Origin of the sequence: Streptosporangium sp. NPDC000509 (genome assembly GCF_042898365.1) — a bacterium.
Classification (GTDB): Bacteria; Actinomycetota; Actinomycetes; order Streptosporangiales; family Streptosporangiaceae; genus Streptosporangium.
The window spans coordinates 389,482-409,328 of sequence record NZ_JBIAYX010000002.1 but is presented as its reverse complement, the minus strand read 5'-3'; the positions used below and the strand labels follow the sequence as shown (position 1 = coordinate 409,328).

Annotated in this window: 19 protein-coding genes and 1 tRNA gene; 11 read left to right on the top strand and 9 right to left on the bottom strand. The window is 69.9% G+C overall.

What is annotated here, in order from left to right; translation table 11 throughout:
- From dhbC to ACFY3D_RS05415, 3 genes are all read left to right on the top strand, one after another.
- Complete coding sequence (dhbC, locus tag ACFY3D_RS05425) at nucleotides 1-1,182, top strand: isochorismate synthase DhbC (protein ID WP_389975218.1); 1,182 nt, start codon at nucleotides 1-3, stop codon at nucleotides 1,180-1,182.
- A gap of 200 nt (nucleotides 1,183-1,382) precedes the next feature.
- Nucleotides 1,383-2,051 (top strand): isochorismatase family protein, encoded by a 669-nt coding sequence (locus ACFY3D_RS05420; protein ID WP_389975215.1) that lies wholly within the window; start codon nucleotides 1,383-1,385, stop codon nucleotides 2,049-2,051.
- Between the two features lie 79 nt (nucleotides 2,052-2,130).
- The gene (locus tag ACFY3D_RS05415; protein WP_350942464.1) at nucleotides 2,131-2,412 is read left to right on the top strand and encodes a metal-sensitive transcriptional regulator; all 282 of its coding nucleotides are present in this window, start codon (nucleotides 2,131-2,133) and stop codon (nucleotides 2,410-2,412) included.
- A gap of 297 nt (nucleotides 2,413-2,709) precedes the next feature.
- Here the strand turns inward: ACFY3D_RS05415 and ACFY3D_RS05410 are convergent, their stop codons facing one another.
- From ACFY3D_RS05410 to modA, 4 genes are all read right to left on the bottom strand, one after another.
- Nucleotides 2,710-3,987 (bottom strand): MFS transporter, encoded by a 1,278-nt coding sequence (locus ACFY3D_RS05410; RefSeq protein ID WP_389975212.1) that lies wholly within the window; start codon nucleotides 3,985-3,987, stop codon nucleotides 2,710-2,712.
- The gene (locus ACFY3D_RS05405) at nucleotides 3,984-5,291 is read right to left on the bottom strand and encodes a PLP-dependent cysteine synthase family protein (protein WP_389975209.1); all 1,308 of its coding nucleotides are present in this window, start codon (nucleotides 5,289-5,291) and stop codon (nucleotides 3,984-3,986) included. Before ACFY3D_RS05405 ends, ACFY3D_RS05410 begins: the two co-directional genes overlap by 4 nt.
- A 136-nt stretch (nucleotides 5,292-5,427) precedes the next feature.
- Nucleotides 5,428-5,898, bottom strand: a complete 471-nt coding sequence (locus tag ACFY3D_RS05400; protein ID WP_389975206.1) for a hypothetical protein — start codon at nucleotides 5,896-5,898, stop codon at nucleotides 5,428-5,430.
- A 274-nt stretch (nucleotides 5,899-6,172) separates the two neighbouring features.
- The gene (modA, locus tag ACFY3D_RS05395; RefSeq protein ID WP_389975203.1) at nucleotides 6,173-6,964 is read right to left on the bottom strand and encodes a molybdate ABC transporter substrate-binding protein; all 792 of its coding nucleotides are present in this window, start codon (nucleotides 6,962-6,964) and stop codon (nucleotides 6,173-6,175) included.
- 396 nt (nucleotides 6,965-7,360) lie between these two features.
- Here modA and ACFY3D_RS05390 point away from each other — a divergent pair, with 396 nt between their 5' ends.
- Together ACFY3D_RS05390 and ACFY3D_RS05385 are read left to right on the top strand one after the other, a co-directional pair.
- Complete coding sequence (locus ACFY3D_RS05390) at nucleotides 7,361-8,932, top strand: aldehyde dehydrogenase (RefSeq protein WP_362903785.1); 1,572 nt, start codon at nucleotides 7,361-7,363, stop codon at nucleotides 8,930-8,932.
- 15 nt (nucleotides 8,933-8,947) lie between these two features.
- Entirely contained in the window at nucleotides 8,948-9,454 is a 507-nt protein-coding gene (locus ACFY3D_RS05385; RefSeq protein ID WP_389975200.1) for a type II toxin-antitoxin system RatA family toxin, read from the top strand.
- A gap of 315 nt (nucleotides 9,455-9,769) precedes the next feature.
- Here the strand turns inward: ACFY3D_RS05385 and ACFY3D_RS05380 are convergent.
- Nucleotides 9,770-9,843 (bottom strand) — tRNA-Pro (locus ACFY3D_RS05380).
- 35 nt (nucleotides 9,844-9,878) lie between these two features.
- Complete coding sequence (locus ACFY3D_RS05375) at nucleotides 9,879-10,802, bottom strand: metallophosphoesterase (protein ID WP_350942472.1); 924 nt, start codon at nucleotides 10,800-10,802, stop codon at nucleotides 9,879-9,881.
- A gap of 80 nt (nucleotides 10,803-10,882) precedes the next feature.
- On the opposite strand from ACFY3D_RS05375, the gene ACFY3D_RS05370 reads away from it, so the two are divergent.
- A complete protein-coding gene (locus tag ACFY3D_RS05370; RefSeq protein ID WP_350942474.1) occupies nucleotides 10,883-11,341 on the top strand; it encodes a GatB/YqeY domain-containing protein in 459 nt (152 codons plus the stop codon).
- Between the two features lie 227 nt (nucleotides 11,342-11,568).
- On the opposite strand, the gene ACFY3D_RS05365 is transcribed toward ACFY3D_RS05370, so the two are convergent.
- Entirely contained in the window at nucleotides 11,569-13,854 is a 2,286-nt protein-coding gene (locus ACFY3D_RS05365) for a transglycosylase domain-containing protein (protein WP_389975197.1), read from the bottom strand.
- A 266-nt stretch (nucleotides 13,855-14,120) separates the two neighbouring features.
- Between ACFY3D_RS05365 and ACFY3D_RS05360 the strand changes: the two genes are divergently transcribed.
- Entirely contained in the window at nucleotides 14,121-14,417 is a 297-nt protein-coding gene (locus ACFY3D_RS05360; protein ID WP_012887233.1) for a WhiB family transcriptional regulator, read from the top strand.
- 199 nt (nucleotides 14,418-14,616) lie between these two features.
- Here the strand turns inward: ACFY3D_RS05360 and ACFY3D_RS05355 are convergent, their stop codons facing one another.
- A complete protein-coding gene (locus tag ACFY3D_RS05355) occupies nucleotides 14,617-15,744 on the bottom strand; it encodes an ArsA family ATPase (protein WP_389975194.1) in 1,128 nt (375 codons plus the stop codon).
- A complete protein-coding gene (locus ACFY3D_RS05350) occupies nucleotides 15,741-16,745 on the bottom strand; it encodes an ArsA-related P-loop ATPase (RefSeq protein ID WP_389975191.1) in 1,005 nt (334 codons plus the stop codon). The genes ACFY3D_RS05355 and ACFY3D_RS05350 overlap by 4 nt, the downstream gene beginning before the upstream one ends.
- A gap of 402 nt (nucleotides 16,746-17,147) precedes the next feature.
- On the opposite strand from ACFY3D_RS05350, the gene ACFY3D_RS05345 reads away from it, so the two are divergent.
- The 4 genes from ACFY3D_RS05345 (at nucleotide 17,148) to ACFY3D_RS05330 (ending at nucleotide 19,742) form a co-directional block, all read left to right on the top strand.
- Complete coding sequence (locus ACFY3D_RS05345; RefSeq protein WP_012887236.1) at nucleotides 17,148-17,303, top strand: DUF4177 domain-containing protein; 156 nt, start codon at nucleotides 17,148-17,150, stop codon at nucleotides 17,301-17,303.
- The gene (locus ACFY3D_RS05340) at nucleotides 17,300-17,758 is read left to right on the top strand and encodes a RidA family protein (RefSeq protein ID WP_389975188.1); all 459 of its coding nucleotides are present in this window, start codon (nucleotides 17,300-17,302) and stop codon (nucleotides 17,756-17,758) included. Before ACFY3D_RS05345 ends, ACFY3D_RS05340 begins: the two co-directional genes overlap by 4 nt.
- 353 nt (nucleotides 17,759-18,111) lie before the next feature.
- Nucleotides 18,112-18,948, top strand: coding sequence for an NUDIX hydrolase (locus ACFY3D_RS05335; protein ID WP_362896882.1), 837 nt, complete (start codon nucleotides 18,112-18,114; stop codon nucleotides 18,946-18,948).
- Complete coding sequence (locus ACFY3D_RS05330; RefSeq protein ID WP_389975185.1) at nucleotides 18,945-19,742, top strand: MBL fold metallo-hydrolase; 798 nt, start codon at nucleotides 18,945-18,947, stop codon at nucleotides 19,740-19,742. Before ACFY3D_RS05335 ends, ACFY3D_RS05330 begins: the two co-directional genes overlap by 4 nt.
- Nucleotides 19,743-19,847: the final 105 nt, after the last annotated feature.

The window sequence follows — 19,847 nt, the reverse complement described above, 5'->3', positions numbered from 1 at the left end:
ATGTCGTCGAACGACACCAGCACCATGTCTCGAACGCCCGACCTTCTGGGAGATTACGAGCCCGGTACCTTCTTCTTCACCTCGCCGACCAGGACCCTGCTCGCCAGAGGGGTGGTCCAGGAGGTCCCCGACTCCGGGACGACGAGCCTGCAGGGTCGCGTCGCCTCGGCCCTGCGCGACGCTCGGGATTCCGGTCACCCCAATCCCGTGGTGGTGGGCGCGGTTCCCTTCCGCGACGACCGTCCCGCGCGCCTGCTGGTACCCGCCACCGTCTGCTGGACGAGTCCGCCGACCGGCCTCTCCGCCGCCCCCGAGCAGGTCACGGGGACGTTCACCGGGGTCGGTCCGGTCTCCGATCCCGACGACTACATGCGCGGTGTGGAGAAGGCGCTGGTCAAGCTGACCGCCGGCGAGCTCCAGAAAATCGTGCTGGCCCGGACCCTGGACATCACCATGGGCGCACCCGTCGACGTCGGCCGCATCCTGCGCAACCTCGTCCGGCGCGACCCACAGGCCTACGGTTACGCGGTCGACCTGCCGTCGAGCGACGACACGGCCCGTACCCTCCTGGGAGCCAGTCCCGAACTCCTCGTCTCCCGCTCGGGCCGCCGGATCACGACGAACCCGCTCGCGGGCTCCGCGCCCCGCCACCCCGACCCCGTCGTCGACCGCGAACGGGCCCGCGCTCTGCTCGCCTCGGACAAGGACCTTCGCGAGCACGCCCTGGTGATCGAGAGCATCGTGGAGGCACTGCGCCCGTACTGCAGGAAGTTGTCCGTCCCCGCCGGGCCCTCGCCGTTGTCCACCGCCTCCATGTGGCACCTGTCGACCCGGATCACCGGCGTGCTGGACGACCCGACGGTCACCTCGCTGGAACTGGCCACCGTGCTGCACCCCACCCCCGCCGTCTGCGGCACGCCCGCGAGCGCCGCGCGTGAGGCCATCGAGGAGATCGAGTCGTTCGACCGCGGTCTGTACACCGGCCTGGTCGGGTGGGGTGACGCGACGGGCGACGGCGAATGGGTCGTGACCATCCGCTGCGCCGAGGTCGCCGACCAGACCCTGAGGCTGTTCGCGGGCGCGGGGATCGTCGCGGGGTCGGTACCGGAGACCGAGCTCGCCGAGACGACCGCCAAGTTCCAGACCATGCTCCGCGCCGTCGGCCTGGACCAGCACCGCTGACCCGCCGGCACGGGAAACGATCCACCGTCACGGGCGATGATCCGCCACGGGGAGACGACTCGCCGTCACGGAGGAGGTTCACCGTCGCGGGAGGCGGTCCGCCACCGCGAGAAGGTTCCGGCACCGCAGAGAAACCGCAGAAAAAACTGCCGAAAAGCCGCAGGAAACCCCACGAAAACCGAGGAAAGGAGACAGTGCCCGTGGCCCTCCCCCAGATCGCCTCCTACCCGCTGCCGAGGGAGAACGACCTGCCCGAGAACCGGGTGAGCTGGCGCCCTGATCCGCGCCGCGCCATCCTGCTGGTCCACGACATGCAGAACTACTTCCTCGCCCCCTTCACCGCCGACGCCTCCCCGCTGACCGGGCTCATCGCCAACATCGGTCTCCTGCGCGACGCCTGCGCGGAGCTGGGGGTTCCCGTCGTCTACTCGGTGCAGCCCGGCGGCCAGAGCAGGCACGAGCGCGGCCTGCTCCAGGACTTCTGGGGGGCGGGCATCCCCGGTCCTCGCGAGAGCGAGATCGTCGCGAGCCTCCTTCCCGCGGAGTCCGACGTTCTGCTCACCAAGTGGCGCTACAGCGCCTTCCACCGGACCGACCTGCGTACCCGGATGGACGCGATGGGACGCGACCAGATCATCGTCTGCGGTGTCTACGCGCACATCGGCTGCCTCATGACCGCCTGCGACGCCTTCATGCAGGACCTTCAGCCGTTCCTCGTCGCCGATGCCGTCGCCGACTTCTCCCCGGAACATCACGCCATGGCCCTCACGTACGCCGCGCAACGCTGCGCGGTCACGATCGCCACCCGTGGGCTGGTGGGCGGGTGGGAGCCGGTGCCGCCGCCCGCCGAGATGGTCGGCGGCATGTAGGCGGGCACGGTCGGCGAGGCTGCCTTGAATACTAGCGGGGGGTATCCTTTCGCAGGGGAAGCCGAGCGGAGGGGGCGAGATGTACGGATACACCGCCAACAAGCAGGACCATGTGCGGCGGCTACGTCGGATCGAGGGGCAGGTGCGAGGCCTGCAGCGGATGGTCGAGGAGGACAAGTACTGCATCGACATCCTCACCCAGGTGTCGGCGGCCAACCGGGCGTTGCAGTCCTTCGCGCTGTCCCTGCTGGAGGAGCACCTGGCGCACTGCGTGGCCGAGGCCACCGCCAAGGGCGGAGCCGAGGCCGAGGAGAAGGTGAGGGAGGCGTCCGACGCGATCGCCCGCCTCGTCCGTTCCTGAGCGAGCCGTGATGGGCGGCGCCGTTCTTGAGCATGCCCTGATGGGCGGCGGCGTTCCTGGGCGAGTCGCGACGGACGGCGCCGTTCCTGCGCGCGCGGTGATGAGCGGCGCCGGTGGGTGGAAGGCCGAACAGGCCGGACGCGCGCGTGCCGGACAATCCCTCCTGGCCATGACGCTGTCCGCCGCGACCGAACGCCAACCCCGGACGACCGGCGGGGACGGGCAGGCACGGAGTCTCGGTGAGATGCTCCGCCCCCGCCCCCGCAGATCGTCAGGGCCGGACCGGCCCTTGCCGCCTCACGCCGTCGCCGGAGCGGCCCTCGGCGGGGTCGCCAGGCGCCCCGATCGATCCAGAACGGCGACGGCCGTGGCGCAGCCGAGGCCGATCAGTGCCAGGACCAGCCACGGCAGGCTCGGCAGGCCGACCCGCGTGCCCAGATCCAGAGCCGACCCGGTGAGCAGGTTGCCCACGGCGATACCGACGCCGGCCAGGGTGCTGTAGAGCCCGTAGTACGTCCCCACCATGTGCCGGCCTCCGAAGGTGGCGACGGTCGCCATCTCGAACGGATAGATGATCATGGTGGCCAGGCTGAGCAGCACCGTGGTCCCCAGGACGGGGACGAGCGCGAGCATCAGGGCGGTTCCGCCGGGCGGCACGACGGCGGTGCCCGCCCAGGGTGCTGCCAGGGCGAGGGGGACGAAGGCGAGTCCCATCAGGACCAGCCCCCACGCGATGGCCTGCGGCGGTCGCCACCGCCGGGTCGCCCACGCGGTGAGACGGGCCTGGCCCGCCAGGGTCATCACCGCCGAGACGGCGAACACGAGGGTGATTCCCAGCTCACCGCCCGTGGCCCGGCGGATCTCCAGCGGCAGTCCCAGGTAGATCTGGAAGTTCAGCACGTAGGAGCCGATCATGGCCAGGGAGAACAGCAGGAACGGCCGGTCGCCGACCACCTCGCGCCAGGCCGGCAGCACGCCTCGCCCCTCCTCGCCCTCCGGAGCGGCTCCCGCGGGCAGGGCTCGCGTCTGTGCGACCGTCAGGACCGCGAACATCACGCCCGCGACCAGGCAGACGAGCCTGAAGGCCACCGCGTTGAGCAGCAGGCCGACGAGCGGTCCGATCAGGATGCCGACCTGGGAGAAGGCGTTGAACACGGCGAACGCCTCGACCTTGCGCGCTCCGGCCTCGCGGGCGAGGTAGGCCCGTACGGCCGGGTTGAACAGCGCGCCGGCGAACCCGGTCAGGGCCGAGGCGACCACCAGCGCGGGCAGGGAGTCGGCCACGGCGAGCAGCAGGAACGCGACCGTGCGCAGCCCGCAGCCCGCGACGATCATGGGCTTGTGGCCGAGCCTGTCGGCGAGTGTGCCGCCCACCAGGAACATGCCCTGCTGGCTGAGGTTGCGGATGCCCAGGACCAGGCCGACCAGTGCGGCCGGCAGCGCCAGCGTTCCCGACAGGTGACCGGCCAGATAGGGCATCAGCATGTAGAAGCCGGTGTTGATGGTGAGCTGGTTGATCAGTAGCAGTCTCACCGGCCGGTCGAAGGAGCGGGCCAGAGCGACGGTGCCTCTCACCGGAGGCCACCTTTCCCGGTCGTCTCCCCGGCGGTTTCGGCGCGGGCGCCGTCTCCCGCGGCGGCCGGCGACGTTTCCACGACGTCGTCCCCCGGGAAGCCGGCACCGTCTTCGGGGAAGGCGATCCCCTTTTCCAGGGAGGCGTCGCCGTCTTTCCGGAAGGCATCGCCGTCTCTCGGGAAGCCGACCGGGTCGGGTACGGTCGCACATCGCGTCCAGCGCGTCACCTCGCGTTCGGCCGGATGGGCGATCTCGTCGGGGTCCGTCATCGGGGGCGCGCCGAGCAGGCCGCGTTCCGCGCAGTAGTCGTCGTTGAAGACCGTGTCGAAGTAGCGATGCGGACCGTCGGGGAAGATCGCCGCTATCCGGGTGTATCCGGGCAGCGTGCGGGCGAGCCAGGACGCCACCAGGGCCACCGCGCCGACGCTCCAGCCGCCGGTGGCGTACCGCAGCGAGGCCAGGCGTCGGCAGGCCCAGACCGCCTCCGCGGGCGCGACCCAGTGGACCTCCCCGAAGGCCTCGTACGCCACGTTGCGCGGGTGGATGCTGCTGCCCAGGCCGCGCATGAGCCGCGGGCGCGCGGGCTGGCCGAAGATGGTCGAGCCGATCGTGTCGACGCCGACGAGCCGCAGGTCGGGATAGAAGCGCCGGAGCGCGCGATGAACGCCGGCACTGTGGCCACCGGTGCCCACACTGCACACCAGGACGTCGATCCGCCCGAGCTGACCGGCCAGCTCGACGGCGAGTCCCGCGTAGGCGGCGACGTTGTCGGGGTTGGTGTACTGGTCGGGGCAGTAGGCGTCCGGGTGCTCGCCGAGCAGTTCCCGCACGCGCTGCCGACGGGCCTGCTGCCAGCCGCCCACCGGATGCGGTTCGGTGACGACGACGACGTGGGCCCCGTAGGCCGACAGCAACCGGTGCATCAGCGGTTCCATGCCCGGGTCGGTCACCAGTGTCACCGGGTGGCCGTGCACGATGCCGGCCAGCGCCAGGCCCAGCCCGAAGGTCCCGCTGGTGGACTCCACGATGGGCGCTCCCGGTCGCAGCAGGCCGCGTTCGCGCGCCCGCTCGACGATGTAGAGCGCGGAGCGGTCCTTGATCCCACCGGGATTGCCGCCCTCCAACTTCGCCCAGAATCCGTGCCCCAGCCCCGAGGCGATCTCGGGAACCCAGAGCACGGGGGTGTTGCCGACCACGTGCTCGGGAGTGTGGCAGGTGGCTCCGGTGATCAGCCGGCCGAGTGAGGCGGTGTCGATCTGCGGCCGTTCGGCCGCTACCTGTGGTGAATTAAGTGTGTATGTCATGATTCGTTTCCCCTGGATGCGATGTGATCAACTCGCTTCTGGGCGCGCTTGAGCGACGGCTCCACCGCTCATGAGGAACTCGCGAGGAGTCTCGTGAGGAGTGCGGAGTCGTTGACCGGCGGGCCCGCGGGGCGGGCTATATACGGGAAACGGATTTGAGAAGGAGTAACACCGCGCCCGGGGGCGGGCGGACCGGTCGCGCGCGGCGCCACGCGGGCGACGGCGGGGGTGCCGGGGCCTCGTCGACGGCCACCGGGTCACCGATGACCGGGCCGGTCGGCACTGGGGCGCGCGTACCGGTGATCTGCGCTCCGGCCGCCGCCCCGCACAGGTGGTGATCCTCCTCGGCGGGTGGTGGCGCCGGGCACGGTACGTGGTCCGCGGGCACCTCCGCGCCGATCGCGGTGACAGGTCCCGCGGCGGTGGCCGTGATCGCGGTGGTCGCGGCGGTCGGTGACCGATGGCCGGGGGCGTGGAAGTGCCCGCGGTGCACGGGGGCCACGACGCACAGTGCCAGATGCATCAATATGACGGCGCCGAGCACGGCCAGTCCCAGCGCGAGGGTGACGCCTCCGCGCTGCGCGACTCGCCGCATCAACACGATCATGACCACAAACGTACATTACCGTCTGCGGTCGCATGACTCCGGGGGGTTACTTTATGTCGCTAAAGGGTGCTAGATGGGTAGTTATGGGGGCAGAGGGGCCGGTGATGCCGGTGTGAGGTATCTCGGTGGATCCGCTTCGCCGGCCTCGCGATGGCCGGGATCGAGGTGAAGGTCCTCGACGGTGCGGGCGAGGCGCTGGACGCGCGTCCCGCGCATGGTTTCGTGTACGGATGGGTGCGGGGGCGTCGCGTCACGGAGGGTGTCGTGGCAGCGGTCAGGGGGCTTGGAATCCGGCCTTGGTCAGTACGTCCTTGCCCTGCTGTGACAGTACGAGGTCGACGAAGCGCTTCGCCGCCTCGGGGGCGGATGCGCCGGACAGGGCCGCGATCGGGTAGTCGTTGATCGCTTTTTCGGCCTCGGGGAAGTCGATGCCCTGGACCTTGCCGCCGGAGGCGATGACGTCGGTCCTGTAGACGAGGGCGGCGTCGACCTCACCGAGCTCGACCTTGGTGAGGGTGGCCTTGACGTCCTGCTCCAGGGTGACGGGGGTGACCTTGAGGCCGGCCGCGTCCAGGGCCGTGACCGCGGCGGCGCCGCAGGGCACCTGCTCGGCGCAGAGGGCGACCTTGACCTTCGGGTCGGCCAGGTCGGCCAGATCGTCGACCTTGGCCGGGTTGTCGGCCGGGACGGCGATCTGGAGGACGTTGCGCGCGAAGGTGGTCGGGGTCGTGGCCAGGGAGGCGTCGGTGACGGTCTTCATCGTGGCCGGGCTGGCGGCGGCGAAGACGTCGGCCGGGGCGCCCGCGACGATCTGCTGGGCCAGGGTGGCGCTGGAGCCGAAGCTGAAGCGCACCGTGGTGCCCGGGTTCGCGGCCTCGAAGGTCTTGCCCAGCTCGGTGAACGTGCCGGTCAGCGACGCGGCGGCGAGCACCGTCAACGTCGTGGTCCCGTCGCCGGAGGAGGCCGTGGTGGGGGCCGGGTCGTCGGAGCCGCAGCCGGACAGGGCGGCGGCCAGCGTAAGGGCGAGGGGGACCGCGACGGCCCACCGGGGAAGACGCCTGAACAACGGGAGCTCCTTACCGGCTCACCGTGCTGAGCCGAAACATCGTGAACAATCACCCTACCTTCGCATATTCCTGTCCTGAGGGCTAAACCGCCTGGCAGTCATGCGGTATTGACCCCTTCTCCATCGCATGTGCGATGGGCGTCCATGTCGTCGGAGCGGCCCTGGACGGACGGGGAGCGGACGGATCGGCGGGGTGGCGAGTGGAGGGGGCCGGCGTCCCCTTCGGGGGCGACGCCCTGCTCGGTGCACAGCGGTCCGGCCTCTGGTCGGCCCGAACTCGATAAGAAATGGCTCTTGGGCTTCATAAGAAGCCCTTATGACACTCCCATTGCTCCACTGGTATTGCCACACATAGCGTGAATATCAGCCGTGGTCATATCGAGCGAAGGAGGAAATGTGAAATTTGGGATATATCCCGCTTACATCTGCGGCCGAGATGTCACCGGCGAGAACGCCCAGCTTGTTCACACGCTCGCCGCTCGGGCCCTTATCGAGGACACCTTCCCCACCCTGGGGCTCAAGCGTGATCTCGATCTGGGAGTCACCGATTCGCACACCGCGGGGGAACGTGTCGTGGGGGCGTGCGTCGTCGCCGACGAGAGCATGACGACCCTCGCCCTGGAATCGGCCGCCGCCGCCGCACCGGAATGGAGACGCGTTCCGCTCGGCGAGCGAATCGAGATCGGACGCCGCATCGCGAAAAGAATTCTTGAGCACCTCGACCCCCTCGTCGAGATCCTCGTCGCCGAGGGCACGCCGCGCTCCGCGGCCCAAGGCATGATCGGCGGGCTCCCGTACACCAGCTGGAGCCGGGAGACCCTCGAATGGTGCGCCGAGCAGATGGAGTTCCGCCGTTGGGACGGCGACCGTGAGATGATCCTGCGTCGCGTTCCGGACGGGGTCGTCTGCATCAACCCACCCCAGAACGCCGCGGCGGTCAACGCGCTGAACGGCCTCACCTCTCTCATCGCGGGCAACACCGTGGTGGTACGCGCACCGCGGGGGGTCGCTCTCAGCTGCATGTACGCGATGCGGGAGATCGTGGCGCCGGTGCTCGAAGAGGCGGGAGCTCCGCCGGGAACGATCAACGCCCTCTGCGGGCCGCCGATGCTCGACGCCTGGATGGCGAGCGAGCACGTCGACGACATCCTCTATTTCGGGGGCAGCAAGAAGGGGCTCGAGTTCGAGGGCGAGTGCATCGCCGCGGGTAAGAAGCCGATCCTGGAGCTCGCGGGCAACGACTGCTGCGTGGTGTGGCACGACGCCGACCTGGACGCCACGGTGGAGACCCTCACCCAGTTCTTCATGAACTCCGGACAGATCTGCAACGTGCCCAACCAGGTGGTCGTCCATCCGGCGATCGCGGACGAGATCATCGAGCGGCTGGTCGTGGCCACCCGGAGGATCCAGCCGGGATACCCGGACGAGGCCGGTGTGGTGCTCACCCCGGTTCTGGGGGTCGACTGGTTCTTCGGCTGCCTGGGGGAGGCCCTTTCCAAAGGTGCGAAGCTCGTCCACGGTGGTCGCCGCCTCGAAGTGGACGGATCACCGTCCGAGACGGGGTTCTTCGTCGAGCCGAGCATCGTCCGTGTCGACGGGCTCGGCAACGCCAGATCGCTCTCGGTGGTCCGCGACGAGACCTTCTTCCCGCTTCTGCCGATCATCGTCCCCGACGCCGGGACGGATGACGAGGCTCTCCTGGAGGAGGTGCTGGCCTTCGTGAACACCAACGCGTACGGCCTGCGTAACTCCGTCTGGTCGACCGGGACCTCGACGATCGAGCGGTTCCTGGAGGGGGTCGTCAACGGCGGCAACCTGAAGATCAATGATTCGCACAGTGGCTTCCTGCCCTTCCTGCCCAACCAGGGCGGGCCCGGTCTCACCGGCGGTGCCTTCGGAGAGGCGAGCCACCCCATGCTGCGCACCACCCGCCTGCAGGGCGTCAGCGTCATCCGCCCGGCGGACTGAGAAGGAGCATGCGTCATGACATCTCGCATTCTGAAGGCCACGGTGCCGGCGACGGCGGCCGAGGTGATCGAACGGCTCGGCGACGAGGCGACATTCCCCGCGTACGCCCGTGACATCGTCTCCGTCTCCGACACCGGCGACGGGCTCCGCGAGTGGGTGCTGGCCTTCCGCGGCGGTACGGCGCGGTGGGTGCAGCGCAGCCAGGGGTCCGGAGACGGCTCGCAGCCGTACCGCATCGAGTTCGAGCAGGTCAGCGGGGATTTCCAGCACCTCAGGGGGGTGTGGACGAGCACGGACCTGCCCGAGGGCTGCGAGGTCGTGTTCGACGTGAACTACAGCACGAGCGTTCCCCACTTCGCGGGGGCGATCGACTCGGCCGTCGGGCGGGTGCTGATCCGCAGTGCCCACCAGATCATGTTCGCCGTCGGAGGCCCGGTGCGTGTCACGGCCGGCGGTCACCACCTGCGGGACCTGCCGGAGGGCTTCGTACCGGAAGGGATCACGGACGACGCGGTCCGGTGACCTCCGGAGTCCCGGATCCCCGAATCCCCGGAGCCATGGAGCCCCGAATCCCCGGAGCCTCGAACGGCCTTCGCGTTCGTCGCCACGCCGGTGTTCCGAAGCACCGTCATCGGTGGGGCGACGAAGGCGGGGGCACCCGTCGGGCCCGGAGATCAGCGGGAACTGATCGACAAAGCGATCATTGCTGGATGAAATAGGCGAATAGGGGAAATTTCGCCAGATGGTCACTCGCTTTCGCGATCCGACCGGGGTTCACAAGCAAAAAGCCTGGTCACCATTTCTGGTGACCAGGCTCTCACTTCGGGACATTCAACGTCGGGGTGACAGGATTTGAACCTGCGGCCTCTTCGTCCCGAACGAAGCGCGCTACCAAGCTGCGCCACACCCCGGTCGCACGTCCGGACTCGCTCGTGCTTGGGAAAGTCTAGCGGACTTCGTGGGTGCTTGCGTCGCCACGGCGACGGGGCACCAGGGTGAGGAGGCTCGCCTCGGGATAGCAGGAGAAACGCGCCGGGGCGTAGGGGCTGGTGCCGAGACCGGCGGAGACGTGCAGGTAGGCGGAGTCGTGGCGGCTCATGCCCTTGACCCGGGCCCGGTCGATGCCGCAGTTGGTGACCAGCGCGCCGTAGAAGGGGACGCAGAGCTGACCGCCGTGGGTGTGCCCGGCGAGCAGCAGCTGGTAGCCGTCGGCGGCGAAACGGGTCATGTTGCGGGGCTCCGGCGAGTGCATCACGCCCAGGCGCAGGTCGGCCGCCGCCGGGGCAGGGCCGGCGATCAGGTCGTAGCGGTCGAGGTTGATGTGGGAGTCGTGGATGCCGCCCACCGCCACGTCGAGATCGCCGACCTTGAGGCGGGCGGTGGTGTTGTTCACGTCCAGCCAGCCCTCGGCGGCCATCGCGGCGCCCAGCTCCTCCCAGGGGAGGTTGGGGATCTTCTGCCCGTAGTCGGCCTTGGAGGTGCGCCAGAGGTAGCGCGCCGGGTTCTTCGGCCGCGGCTCGTACATGTCGTTGGAGCCGTAGACGAACAGGCCCGGGCGTGACAGCAGGGGCTCCAGGGCGTGCATGAGAGGCGCGACCGCGTCGGGGTGCGCGATGGAGTCGCCGGTGTTGACCACCAGGTCGGGGTTGAGGGCGCCGAGCGAGCGCACCCACTCGATCAGCCTCCGCCTGCCGGGGGTGAGGTGCAGGTCGGACAGGTGGAGGATGCGCACCGGCCGCTGTCCCGGCTCCAGAACGGGCACGTCGAAGCGGCGCAGCCGGAACGCGTTGCGCTCGACGACCGAGGCGTACGCGAGGCCGGCCAGGCCGACGCCGAACAGGGACAGGGGCACCGCGGCTGCTTTCCTCACCTTCTCATCATGCCCGAGATCGAGCCCTCGAACGGAAACTCGGGATACGGCGGGGCTGGTGAGGCGGCAAGATGGACATCATGAGCGCATTGAAGGACAAGCTGAAGGCCGATCTCACGGCCTCCATGAAGAGCAGGGACGAGATCCGCACCCGCACGATTCGCATGGCCCTCGCGGCCGTGAACGTCGAGGAGGTCTCGGGCAAGACGGCACGCGAGCTCAGTGACGACGAGATCGTCAAGGTGCTGGCCAAGGAGGCGAAGAAGCGCCGCGAGGCGGCCGAGGCGTTCAGCGGTGCCGGCCGGGTGGAGCAGGCCCAGGCCGAGGTCGACGAGCAGGCCGTGCTTGAGGCGTACCTGCCCGCGCAGTTGTCCGACGAGGAGCTCGCCGGGCTCGTGGACGAGGCCGTCGCCGAGAGCGGCGCCACCGGGCCGCAGGCCATGGGACAGGTCATGAAGATCGTGAACCCGAAGGTCGCCGGACGCGCCGAGGGCGGTCGCGTCGCGCAGGCCGTACGGGCCCGCCTGGCGGCGTCCTGACCTGACGATCCGGCGGAGCTGAGCGGCCCTGCCACCGCGGCTGCCCGGCTGATCCGGGTGCGGGGCCGCACCGGCGACAACCGATTCGCCCCGATCGAGGGGTGTGGGCCCCGGTGCGGGGCCCACGCGGCGAGAGCCCTGCTCGCCGGACCTTTCGGAGATCCGGCGAGCAGGGCTCCGACGGTTTTGAGGCCGCCTGCCGGGACGGCGGGGCTTCGAGGGCGTTACTACGGGGCGACCGGGGCGACCGGGGCGCCGCCGAACGGACCGAACGGGTCACCTCCGTTGACCTCCCGGCCGTCGCCGCCCGGCCTGAACGGGCCGTCGCCGTTGTCGCCTCGGTTGTCACCCCGGCGGTCTCCGGGGCCGTCTCCGGGGCCGTCACCGTCGCGCTTCGGCGGAGGCTTGGGCTCGCACCGGCCGGCGGAACAGCCGCCGAAGCGCGACATGTTCACCGGGGTGAAGGGGGTCGCCTCGACCCCCTTGAGCGCGCCGAGCATGGAGTTCTTCCAGATCCGCCCGGAGATCGAGGCGCCGTACACGTAGCTGTAGTAGCGCCCGCCGATGGTCACGCCGGTCAGGTCGTGCTTGAAGGCGCCGCGCGGGTCGCCGAGGCTGACCGCGGAGGCGAGATCGGGGGTGAACCCGGCGAACCAGGCGGCGGTGTAGGCGTCGGTGGTGCCGGTCTTGCCCGCCGCCGGCCGGCCGATGCCGCCGACCTCGGTCATCGTGCCCTTGGTGAAGACCCCGGACATGATGTGGGTGGCCGCGTCGGCGACCTCCTCGTCGAGGACCTGCTTGCACTTGGGCTTGTAGGAGGTCTTCTTGCCGTCGCGGTCGGTGCTCTCGGTGATCACCATCGGGGTGCAGTAGGTGCCGCGGGCGGCGATCGTCGCGTAGGCGGCGGAGACCGTCACCGGGTCCATCTCGTTGATGCCGAGGGTGAAGGTCTCGAACTCCTTCAGCGGCTCGCCGTCGGCACGCTTGATGCCCAGGCTCTTGGCCATCTTGACCGTGTCGCAGAGGCCGACCTCCTGCGACAGGCGCATGAAGAAGGTGTTCACCGAGCCCAGGGTGCCGGTGGTCAGGGTCTTGAAGCCGCCGCCGCCCTCGCTGGAGTTCTTGACCTCGTGGTTCGTGTCGCCGACCACGTTGCCCTTGCAGTCGCGGAACGCGCTCCTGCTGGGGGCCTTGTAGCCGGAACCGGTGCCGAAGCCGTCGTTCAGCTTCATGCCCTGGTCCAGGGCGGTCAGCAGGGTGAAGGGCTTGAACGTGGAGCCCGCCTGGAAGCCCGCTCCGCCGCCGTGCGCCCTGTCGCCGACAAGGTTGTAGCTGATCTCGTTCTTCTTCTTGTTCCTGCCGAACTTGCGGCTGGCGGCCATCGCCTTCACGGCGCCGGTGCCGGGGACGATCATCGCCTGCGAGGCGACCGGCTTGTCGCTGGTCTTGACGTACTGCTTGATCGCCTTCTCCGAGGCCTTCTGCGCCTTCGGGTCGAGCGTCGTCTTGATGACGAGGCCGCCTCGCTGCAGCAGCCTCTCGCGCTGCTTGCGGGTCTTGCCGAAGTCCTCGTTCGTGGCGATCTCATGCCGCACGTAGAGGCAGAAGTACGGGTAGGGGCTCTCCTCGCAGCCGCCGGGAGCCTCGATGTTCTTGTAGCCGAGCTTCTTCTTCTTGGCCTCCTCCGCCTCCTGCGGCGTGATCTTGCCGAGCTCGGCCATCCGGTTCAGCACGGTGTTGCGCCGAACCAGCAGCCGGTCGCGGGAGGCCTTGCCCGCGTTGGGATCGGTCACGCTCGGGTTCTGCACGGCTCCGGCGAGGGTGGCCGCCTCCCACAGGGTGAGCTTCGAGGCGGGCTTGTTGAAGAAGCGCTTGGACGCGGCCTGGATGCCGTAGGCGCCCGCGCCGTAGTAGGAGATGTTCAGGTAGCGCTCAAGGATCTCCGACTTGGTGTACTTCTCCTCGATGGCCAGCGCGTAGCGCAGCTCGTTGAGCTTCCTGGAGAGCGTGGGAGCGATCGCGGCCTCCTGCTCCTCCTTGCTCTCCGCGGCGTTGACCAGCACGAGCTTGACGTACTGCTGCGTGATGGAGGAGCCGCCCTGGACGACCCCGCCGCCGGAGACGTTCTTCACGGCCGCGCGGAAGGTGCCCTCCAGGTCGATCGCCCCGTGCTCGTAGAACCGGAAGTCCTCGATCGCCACGATCGCCGTCTTCATGACGTCGGCGACCGCGTCCAGCTTCACCGACTCGCGGTTCTCGAAGTAGAACTGGGCGAACTGCTTGCCGTTGGCGTCGAGCAGGGTGGTCTTCTCCGCGAGTGGGGGCTCCTGGAGCTCTTCGGGGAGAAGGCGTAGCTCGTCCGCCGCCGCGTTCACCGTCAGCCCCGCGCCACCCACCGTCGGAAGCGCCACGGCGGCGACCAGCACGCCCGTGACAGTCGCCGCGCCGAGCAGCTTCACCACGTTACCGATCGCGCCGATCACAGACCGCTGGTCTTTGCCTTGAGCTTGCACGAGTCCCAGAGTACGTCGGGCAGATGACCCATACGGTAACGGAACGCCATCTTAGTTTGGCTTTGTCCTGTATCTCGGGCAGGTGACTAGTCATTCCCGGCCAGATGGCCGTGGATGACCATGTGAGAATTTGGTCCCGCCGGGGTCTGTCGGCCCGAACGTCTGGTTGCGTACGTTCTCTTTCTGCAGCAATTGAATACCGAGGCCTGACGCCCGCGCCCGTCGGCCCAAGTCACGACTGACCACCTAAAGGGGAGTGGGGTCGAATGTGGATCACGGATTGGACCTCCCGTGCGGCCTGTAAGGGTGCGGATCCTGACGCATTGTTCGTTCAGGGCGCTGCCCAGAACCGAGCGAAGCTGATCTGCCGAGGATGCCCGGTCCGGACCGAGTGCCTCGCCGATGCGTTGGACAATCGCATCGAGTTCGGGGTGTGGGGCGGGATGACCGAGCGCGAACGCCGAGCGCTGTTGCGCCGGCGACCGGATGTCGACTCCTGGCGGGACCTGCTGGAGTTGGCCAAAGAGGAGTACGAGCGGACTAACGAGCTGATCGCCGGCTGAGTTCGCGCCGATCCCGTACGGCCGACGCCGGGCGTCGGCCGTACATGCGTATAACGATTGCATGAAGGTCAGGGAGTGCGCCGCCGGGTGCGCTCCCTGACTCGTTCTCTGCTCCCGGAGACCGGAGGGAGGCGCCTCCCGACGGGCGGCCGGGAGGCGCCGGGCCGCACCGGCCGATCGGTCGGCGTCCGGGCGTCCCCTAGCGGGCGGCCAGAAGCCGACCCACCTCGCGCAGTCCTTCCAGGTCGTGCACGTCCTGCGCCATCGCGGGGACCCGCGCGACGGGCACCGTGGGATGGGCGGAGACGAAGTGCTCCTCCTCGCGCTGCTCGCGGGCGGCCAGCTGCATTCGTCCGGCGTGCAACCGCAGCACGGCCGAGGTGAGCTCGTGCTCGCCGCGCGATTCCAGGTCCTCGGCGGCGGCGGTGCTCCGCGCCCCGGACAGCATGGAGGCGGGTGAGCGGTGCACCCGGTTGACCACGAGACCCGCGAGGGGCATGCGCTCCTCGGCGAGCCTCTCCACGAAGTAGGACGCCTCGCGTATCGCGTCGCGCTCGGGCGAGGCGACGACGACGAACGCCGTCCCCGGGGCCTGCAGAAGCCGGTAGGTCTGCTCCGCCCGAGCCCTGAAACCGCCGAAGACGGCGTCCAGCGCGGACACGAACGTCTGCAGGTCCTTGAGCACCTGCGCGCCCAGCAACTTGGTCAACGCCCCGGCGACGATGCCGAAACCGGCGTTGAACAGCTTGAACGCGCTGCGCCCTCCGGCCTTGGCGGGAAGCATGAGCAGCCGGATGAGCTTGCCGTCGAGGAAGCGGCCGAGCCGCTCGGGGGCGTCGAGGAAGTCGAGGGCGGAGCGGGACGGCGGGGTGTCGACGATGATCAGATCCCAGTCGTCCGACCGCCTGAGCTGGCCCAGCTTCTCCATCGCCATGTACTCCTGCGTGCCGGAGAAGCTGGACGACAGGGACTGGTAGAAGGGGTTCGTCAGGATCTGACGGGCTCGCTCGGGATCGGCGTGCGCCTCGATGATCTCGTCGAAGGTCCGCTTCATGTCGAGCATCATGGCGTGCAGACGGCCCTCCCCCTCGACGTCCGTGACGGGCCTGGGGGTGTTGTCGAGCTCGGTGAGCCCCATCGACTGCGCGAGTCGCCGCGCGGGGTCGACCGTGAGCACCACGGCGGAACGACCCCGCTCGGCCGCACGCAGTCCCAGCGCCGCGGCGGTGGTGGTCTTCCCGACACCGCCGGAGCCACAGCAGACGACGATGCGGGTGTTCGGGTCGTCGATGATCGCGTCGAGGTCGAGGAACGGGGGGGTCTTCACGCTGCTCCCTGGTTGCGGATCGCTTCCGCCAGCTCGTACAGCCCGGCCAGATCCACCCCGTCGGCCAGCAGCGGCAGGTCGTAGCGAGGGCGGGCGGCCTCGTCCAGCGCCAGTCTCTCCTGCCGCTCCAGCTCGGTGCGGTGGGCGTGCTCGGCGATCTCCTCGCTCAGGGCCTCGGCCACCGTGACCGCGGCGGAGCCGCCGTCGGTGAGCCCCGCGGCCTTGAGGCCGAGTGCCAGCTCGCTCGGGTCGAACCTGCCCTCGGCGGCGGCCTCCAGGACCGGGGCGGGGAGCAGCGACTCGCGGTTCATGTTGACGAAGATCCCACCGGGCGGAAGCCCGGCGGCGCGGAGCTCGCGCAGGCCGTCCAGGGTCTCCTGGACCGGCATCTCCTCCAGGAGCGTGACGAAGTGCACGGCGGTCTCCGGGGAGGACACGACGCCGTTCACCAGGTCGGCGTGGTTCTTGATCGGGCCGACCCTCGCCAGCCCCGCGACCTCGTTGGTGACGTTGAGGAAGCGTGCGATCCTGCCCGTCGGCGGCGCGTCCAGCACGACCGCGTCGTAGACCCTCCTGCCGTTCTTGCCCTTGCGCCGGACGGCCTCGCTCGTCTTGCCGGTGACCAGGACGTCGCGGAAGCCGGGGGCGATGGTGGTGGCGAAGTCGACGATGCCGATCTTGCTGAGCGCCCTGCCCGCCCTGCGCATGCCGTAGAACAGCTCGAGATATTCGAGCATGGCCTCCTCGGCGTCGACGGCCAGCGCGTAGACGTCCCCGCCGTCGGGCGCGACGGCGATCTTGCGCTCCTCGTACGGCAGCGGTGGCAGGTCGAAGACCTGGGAGATCCCCTGGCGGCCCTCGACCTCGACCAGCAGGACCTTTCCACCACCCGCCGCGAGGGCGAGCGCGAGTGCGGCGGCGACCGTGGTCTTGCCGGTCCCGCCCTTGCCTGTGACGACGTGAAGGCGTACGCCGTCCCAATCGGTGTCGCGAGCTCTCACTCTTCGAAGGCTACCCAACCGGTACTTGACAACTCCTCGGCGCCTTCCTCCGGAGGCCGCGCACCCGCACCGTTCCCCACCCGAGGAGGGCGGACCGGCCCGGATGGCCACCCGCTCGGGAGTGCCGCCGCCGAGCGGGCGTGTGACCGTTTTCCGCTGGTTGTCGGGGTGAAGCGGGTCGCGGGCGTCGGAGCCGGACCCGGCGCGCGGCCCGGTGAACCGTACGCCGCCGTCTCGCTAATCGATCGGATGCGGAAAGTAAATATGCAGATTCTCACAGCCTCCCGGGGGGACCGTCCTGATCATCGGTCCGGGCCCGCCCGGGGACGGGTGAGGGAGGCGAGACGCCCGAGAGGGCGCGGTGGGCCGTTCGCCGCGAGCGGTCTCGCTAATGTGTCCCGCATGACGAAATGGGAGTACTCGACGGTGCCGCTGCTGGTTCACGCGACGAAGCAGATTCTCGACAACTGGGGGCAGGACGGCTGGGAGCTCGTCCAGGTCGTGCCCGGCCCCAACCCCGAGCAGCTGGTCGCCTACCTGAAGCGGCCCAAGCAGTGACAGGCGAGGAGAGACTGGCCGAACTCGGCCTGATCCTGCCGGAGGTGGTGCCGCCGCTGGCGGCGTACGTCCCGGCGGTGCGTTCCGGCAACCACGTCCACACCTCGGGGCAGCTCCCGATCGTGGACGGCAAGCTGATGGCGACCGGGAAGGTCGGCGCCGAGGTGGACGTCGAGGACGCCTACGCGCTCGCGAGGGTGTGCGCGCTCAACGCCCTCGCCGCGGTCGCGTCGGCGGCCGGGGGATTGTCGAACATCGTGCGGATCGTCAAGGTGGTCGGCTTCGTGGCCAGCGCCCCTGACTTCACCGGGCAGCCGCAGGTCGTCAACGGCGCGAGCGACCTGTTCGCCGCGGTGCTCGGCGACGCGGGCAGGCATGCCCGTAGCGCGGTCGGCGTCGCCGTCCTCCCGCTGGACGCGCCGGTCGAGGTCGAGGTGATCGCCGAGGTTCGCTGAAGGTCGTCAGGGGGTCCGGAGTCGAGAAGGGCCCCTGACGGCCCGGTGGGCTTCGCCGGCGGCGGCTGAGGTCTCAGGGTGGATGAGGCTCGGCGGGGCCGTACGGGCGCGGTGAGGGCCCGTCGGAGCCGTGTGGGTGCGCCCGCCGGGCGGGGCGGCGCCGCGGGCCGGTGACAGCCCGCCGCATGCCGGTTTTTATCCGGATGAGGCTGAATCTGTCGAAGCAAGGCTGTTTTATCTGGGTTTAGCCGGATGGAACCACGATTGTCCGAGTGGTGCCGTGGTTGTCCGGGGCGGCGGCCGTGCCACATGATGGACCTGAAACCGAGCGATGTTCTGGTGGAGGGTGTCAAATGGGCGGTATCCCGCTCCCCGGTGAGCTGGGCGAACGTGCACGCGACATTCTGGCCGGGCGGGTGGCCCCCGTCCCGGCCAGGGACGCCGCCACCGTGGTCGTCCTCCGCGAGGACGCCGGCGGGCTGGAGGTCTACCTGTTGCGGCGCAGGGCGAGCATGGCCTTCGCCGCCGGGGCCTACGTGTTCCCCGGCGGGTCGGTCGACCCGCGCGACACCGACCAGGTGATCGCCTGGGCCGGTCCCCCGCCCGCCGCCTGGGGCGAGATCTTCCGCGCGGACGAGCGGACCGCGAGGGGCCTGGTGTGCGCCGCCGTACGGGAGACGTTCGAGGAGTCGGGGGTGCTGCTCGCCGGACCGTCCGCGGAGTCCGTCGTGTCCGACACCACCGGCGACGACTGGGAGGCCGACCGGCTCGCCCTGATCGGCAAGACCCTCTCCTTCGCCGACTTCCTCGACAGGCGCGGCCTGGTCCTCCGCGCCGACCTGCTCCGTCCCTGGACGCACTGGATCACCCCCGAGGTCGAGGTCAGGCGCTTCGACACCCGGTTCTTCGTCGCGGCGCTACCGCCGGGCCAGCTCACCCGCGACGTCGGCGGCGAGGCCGACCAGGTCGCCTGGGTGCGGCCCGCCGACGCGCTCGGCCAGGGCGAGACCGGCCAGATCTTCCTGATGCCCCCGACGCACCGCACGCTCACCGAGTTGAGCGCCTACGAGAGGGTGCCCGAAGTGCTCGCGGCCGAGCGTGAGATCGTGACGTTCATGCCGGAGATCGCCGAGGTGGACGGGGAGATGCGCATCGTGCTCGACGACGACTACCGGTTCGGTGCGCGATGAGCGGGTTGCGGATCCCCCTGGAGGGGCCCGACGGCGCCGGCACGGACCACGCGTTCAACCTCCTCGCCCCCAACCCCTCCGAGATGACCCTGGACGGTACGAACACCTGGGTGATCGGCCTTCCTGCGGGCGCGGAGGAGGTGTTCGTCGTCGACCCGGGACCGGACGACCACGAGCACCTTTCGCGGGTCGCCGGGCACCTGGCGGGCCGCCGGGTCGCCGCGATCCTGCTCACCCACGGCCACCACGACCACAGCGGCGGCGCCGCGACGTTCGCCGGCCTGGTCGGCGCGCCCGTCAGGGCGCTGGACCCCGCGCACCGGCTGGGCGAGGAGGGGCTCGGTGACGGAGACGTGCTCACGGCCGGGGACCTGGAGGTTCACGTCGTGGGCACACCCGGCCACTCGTTCGACTCGCTCTGCTTCTGGCTGCCACAGGACCGGGCGATCCTCACCGGCGACACGGTGCTCGGCCGGGGTACCACCGTGATCGCCTCGGACGGCGACCTGGCCGACTACCTGCGCTCCCTCGACCTGCTGCGGGCGAAGGCCGAGGGGGTCGGGGCCGAGGCGCTGCTGCCCGGCCACGGTCCGGTGCTACCCGACCCGATCGGCGCCCTCGACGGCTACATCGCGCACCGGCGGCGGAGACTGGACCAGATCCGGGAGGCGCGGCGGCGGGGCGCGACGACGCCCTCGGAGATCGTCGAGATGGTCTACGCGGACGTGGACAGGGCGCTCCGGCCCTACGCCGAGATGTCGGTCCGCGCGCAGCTCGCCTACCTCGACGACTAGAGACGGTCCTCGACGGCCGGAGACGGTCGGACCGGCCTCGGAGGGCGGTCCGCTCCGTTGGGGGACCCCGTTCGGAACGGTCCTTTTTCCGGCGAACCACCCTCC

Excerpts from the sequence above, each read along its gene's own strand:
- ACFY3D_RS05415 (WP_350942464.1), top strand. The coding sequence starts at position 2,131 with ATGTACGGATACACCGCCAACAAGCAGGACCATGTGCGGCGGCTACGT.
- ACFY3D_RS05370 (WP_350942474.1), top strand. The coding sequence starts at position 10,883 with ATGAGCGCATTGAAGGACAAGCTGAAGGCCGATCTCACGGCCTCCATG.
- ACFY3D_RS05385 (WP_389975200.1), top strand. The coding sequence starts at position 8,948 with ATGACATCTCGCATTCTGAAGGCCACGGTGCCGGCGACGGCGGCCGAG.
- dhbC (WP_389975218.1), top strand. The coding sequence starts at position 1 with ATGTCGTCGAACGACACCAGCACCATGTCTCGAACGCCCGACCTTCTG.
- ACFY3D_RS05360 (WP_012887233.1), top strand. The coding sequence starts at position 14,121 with ATGTGGATCACGGATTGGACCTCCCGTGCGGCCTGTAAGGGTGCGGAT.
- ACFY3D_RS05405 (WP_389975209.1), bottom strand. The coding sequence starts at position 5,291 with ATGACATACACACTTAATTCACCACAGGTAGCGGCCGAACGGCCGCAG.
- ACFY3D_RS05345 (WP_012887236.1), top strand. The coding sequence starts at position 17,148 with ATGACGAAATGGGAGTACTCGACGGTGCCGCTGCTGGTTCACGCGACG.
- ACFY3D_RS05330 (WP_389975185.1), top strand. The coding sequence starts at position 18,945 with ATGAGCGGGTTGCGGATCCCCCTGGAGGGGCCCGACGGCGCCGGCACG.
- ACFY3D_RS05400 (WP_389975206.1), bottom strand. The coding sequence starts at position 5,898 with ATGATCGTGTTGATGCGGCGAGTCGCGCAGCGCGGAGGCGTCACCCTC.
- ACFY3D_RS05335 (WP_362896882.1), top strand. The coding sequence starts at position 18,112 with ATGGGCGGTATCCCGCTCCCCGGTGAGCTGGGCGAACGTGCACGCGAC.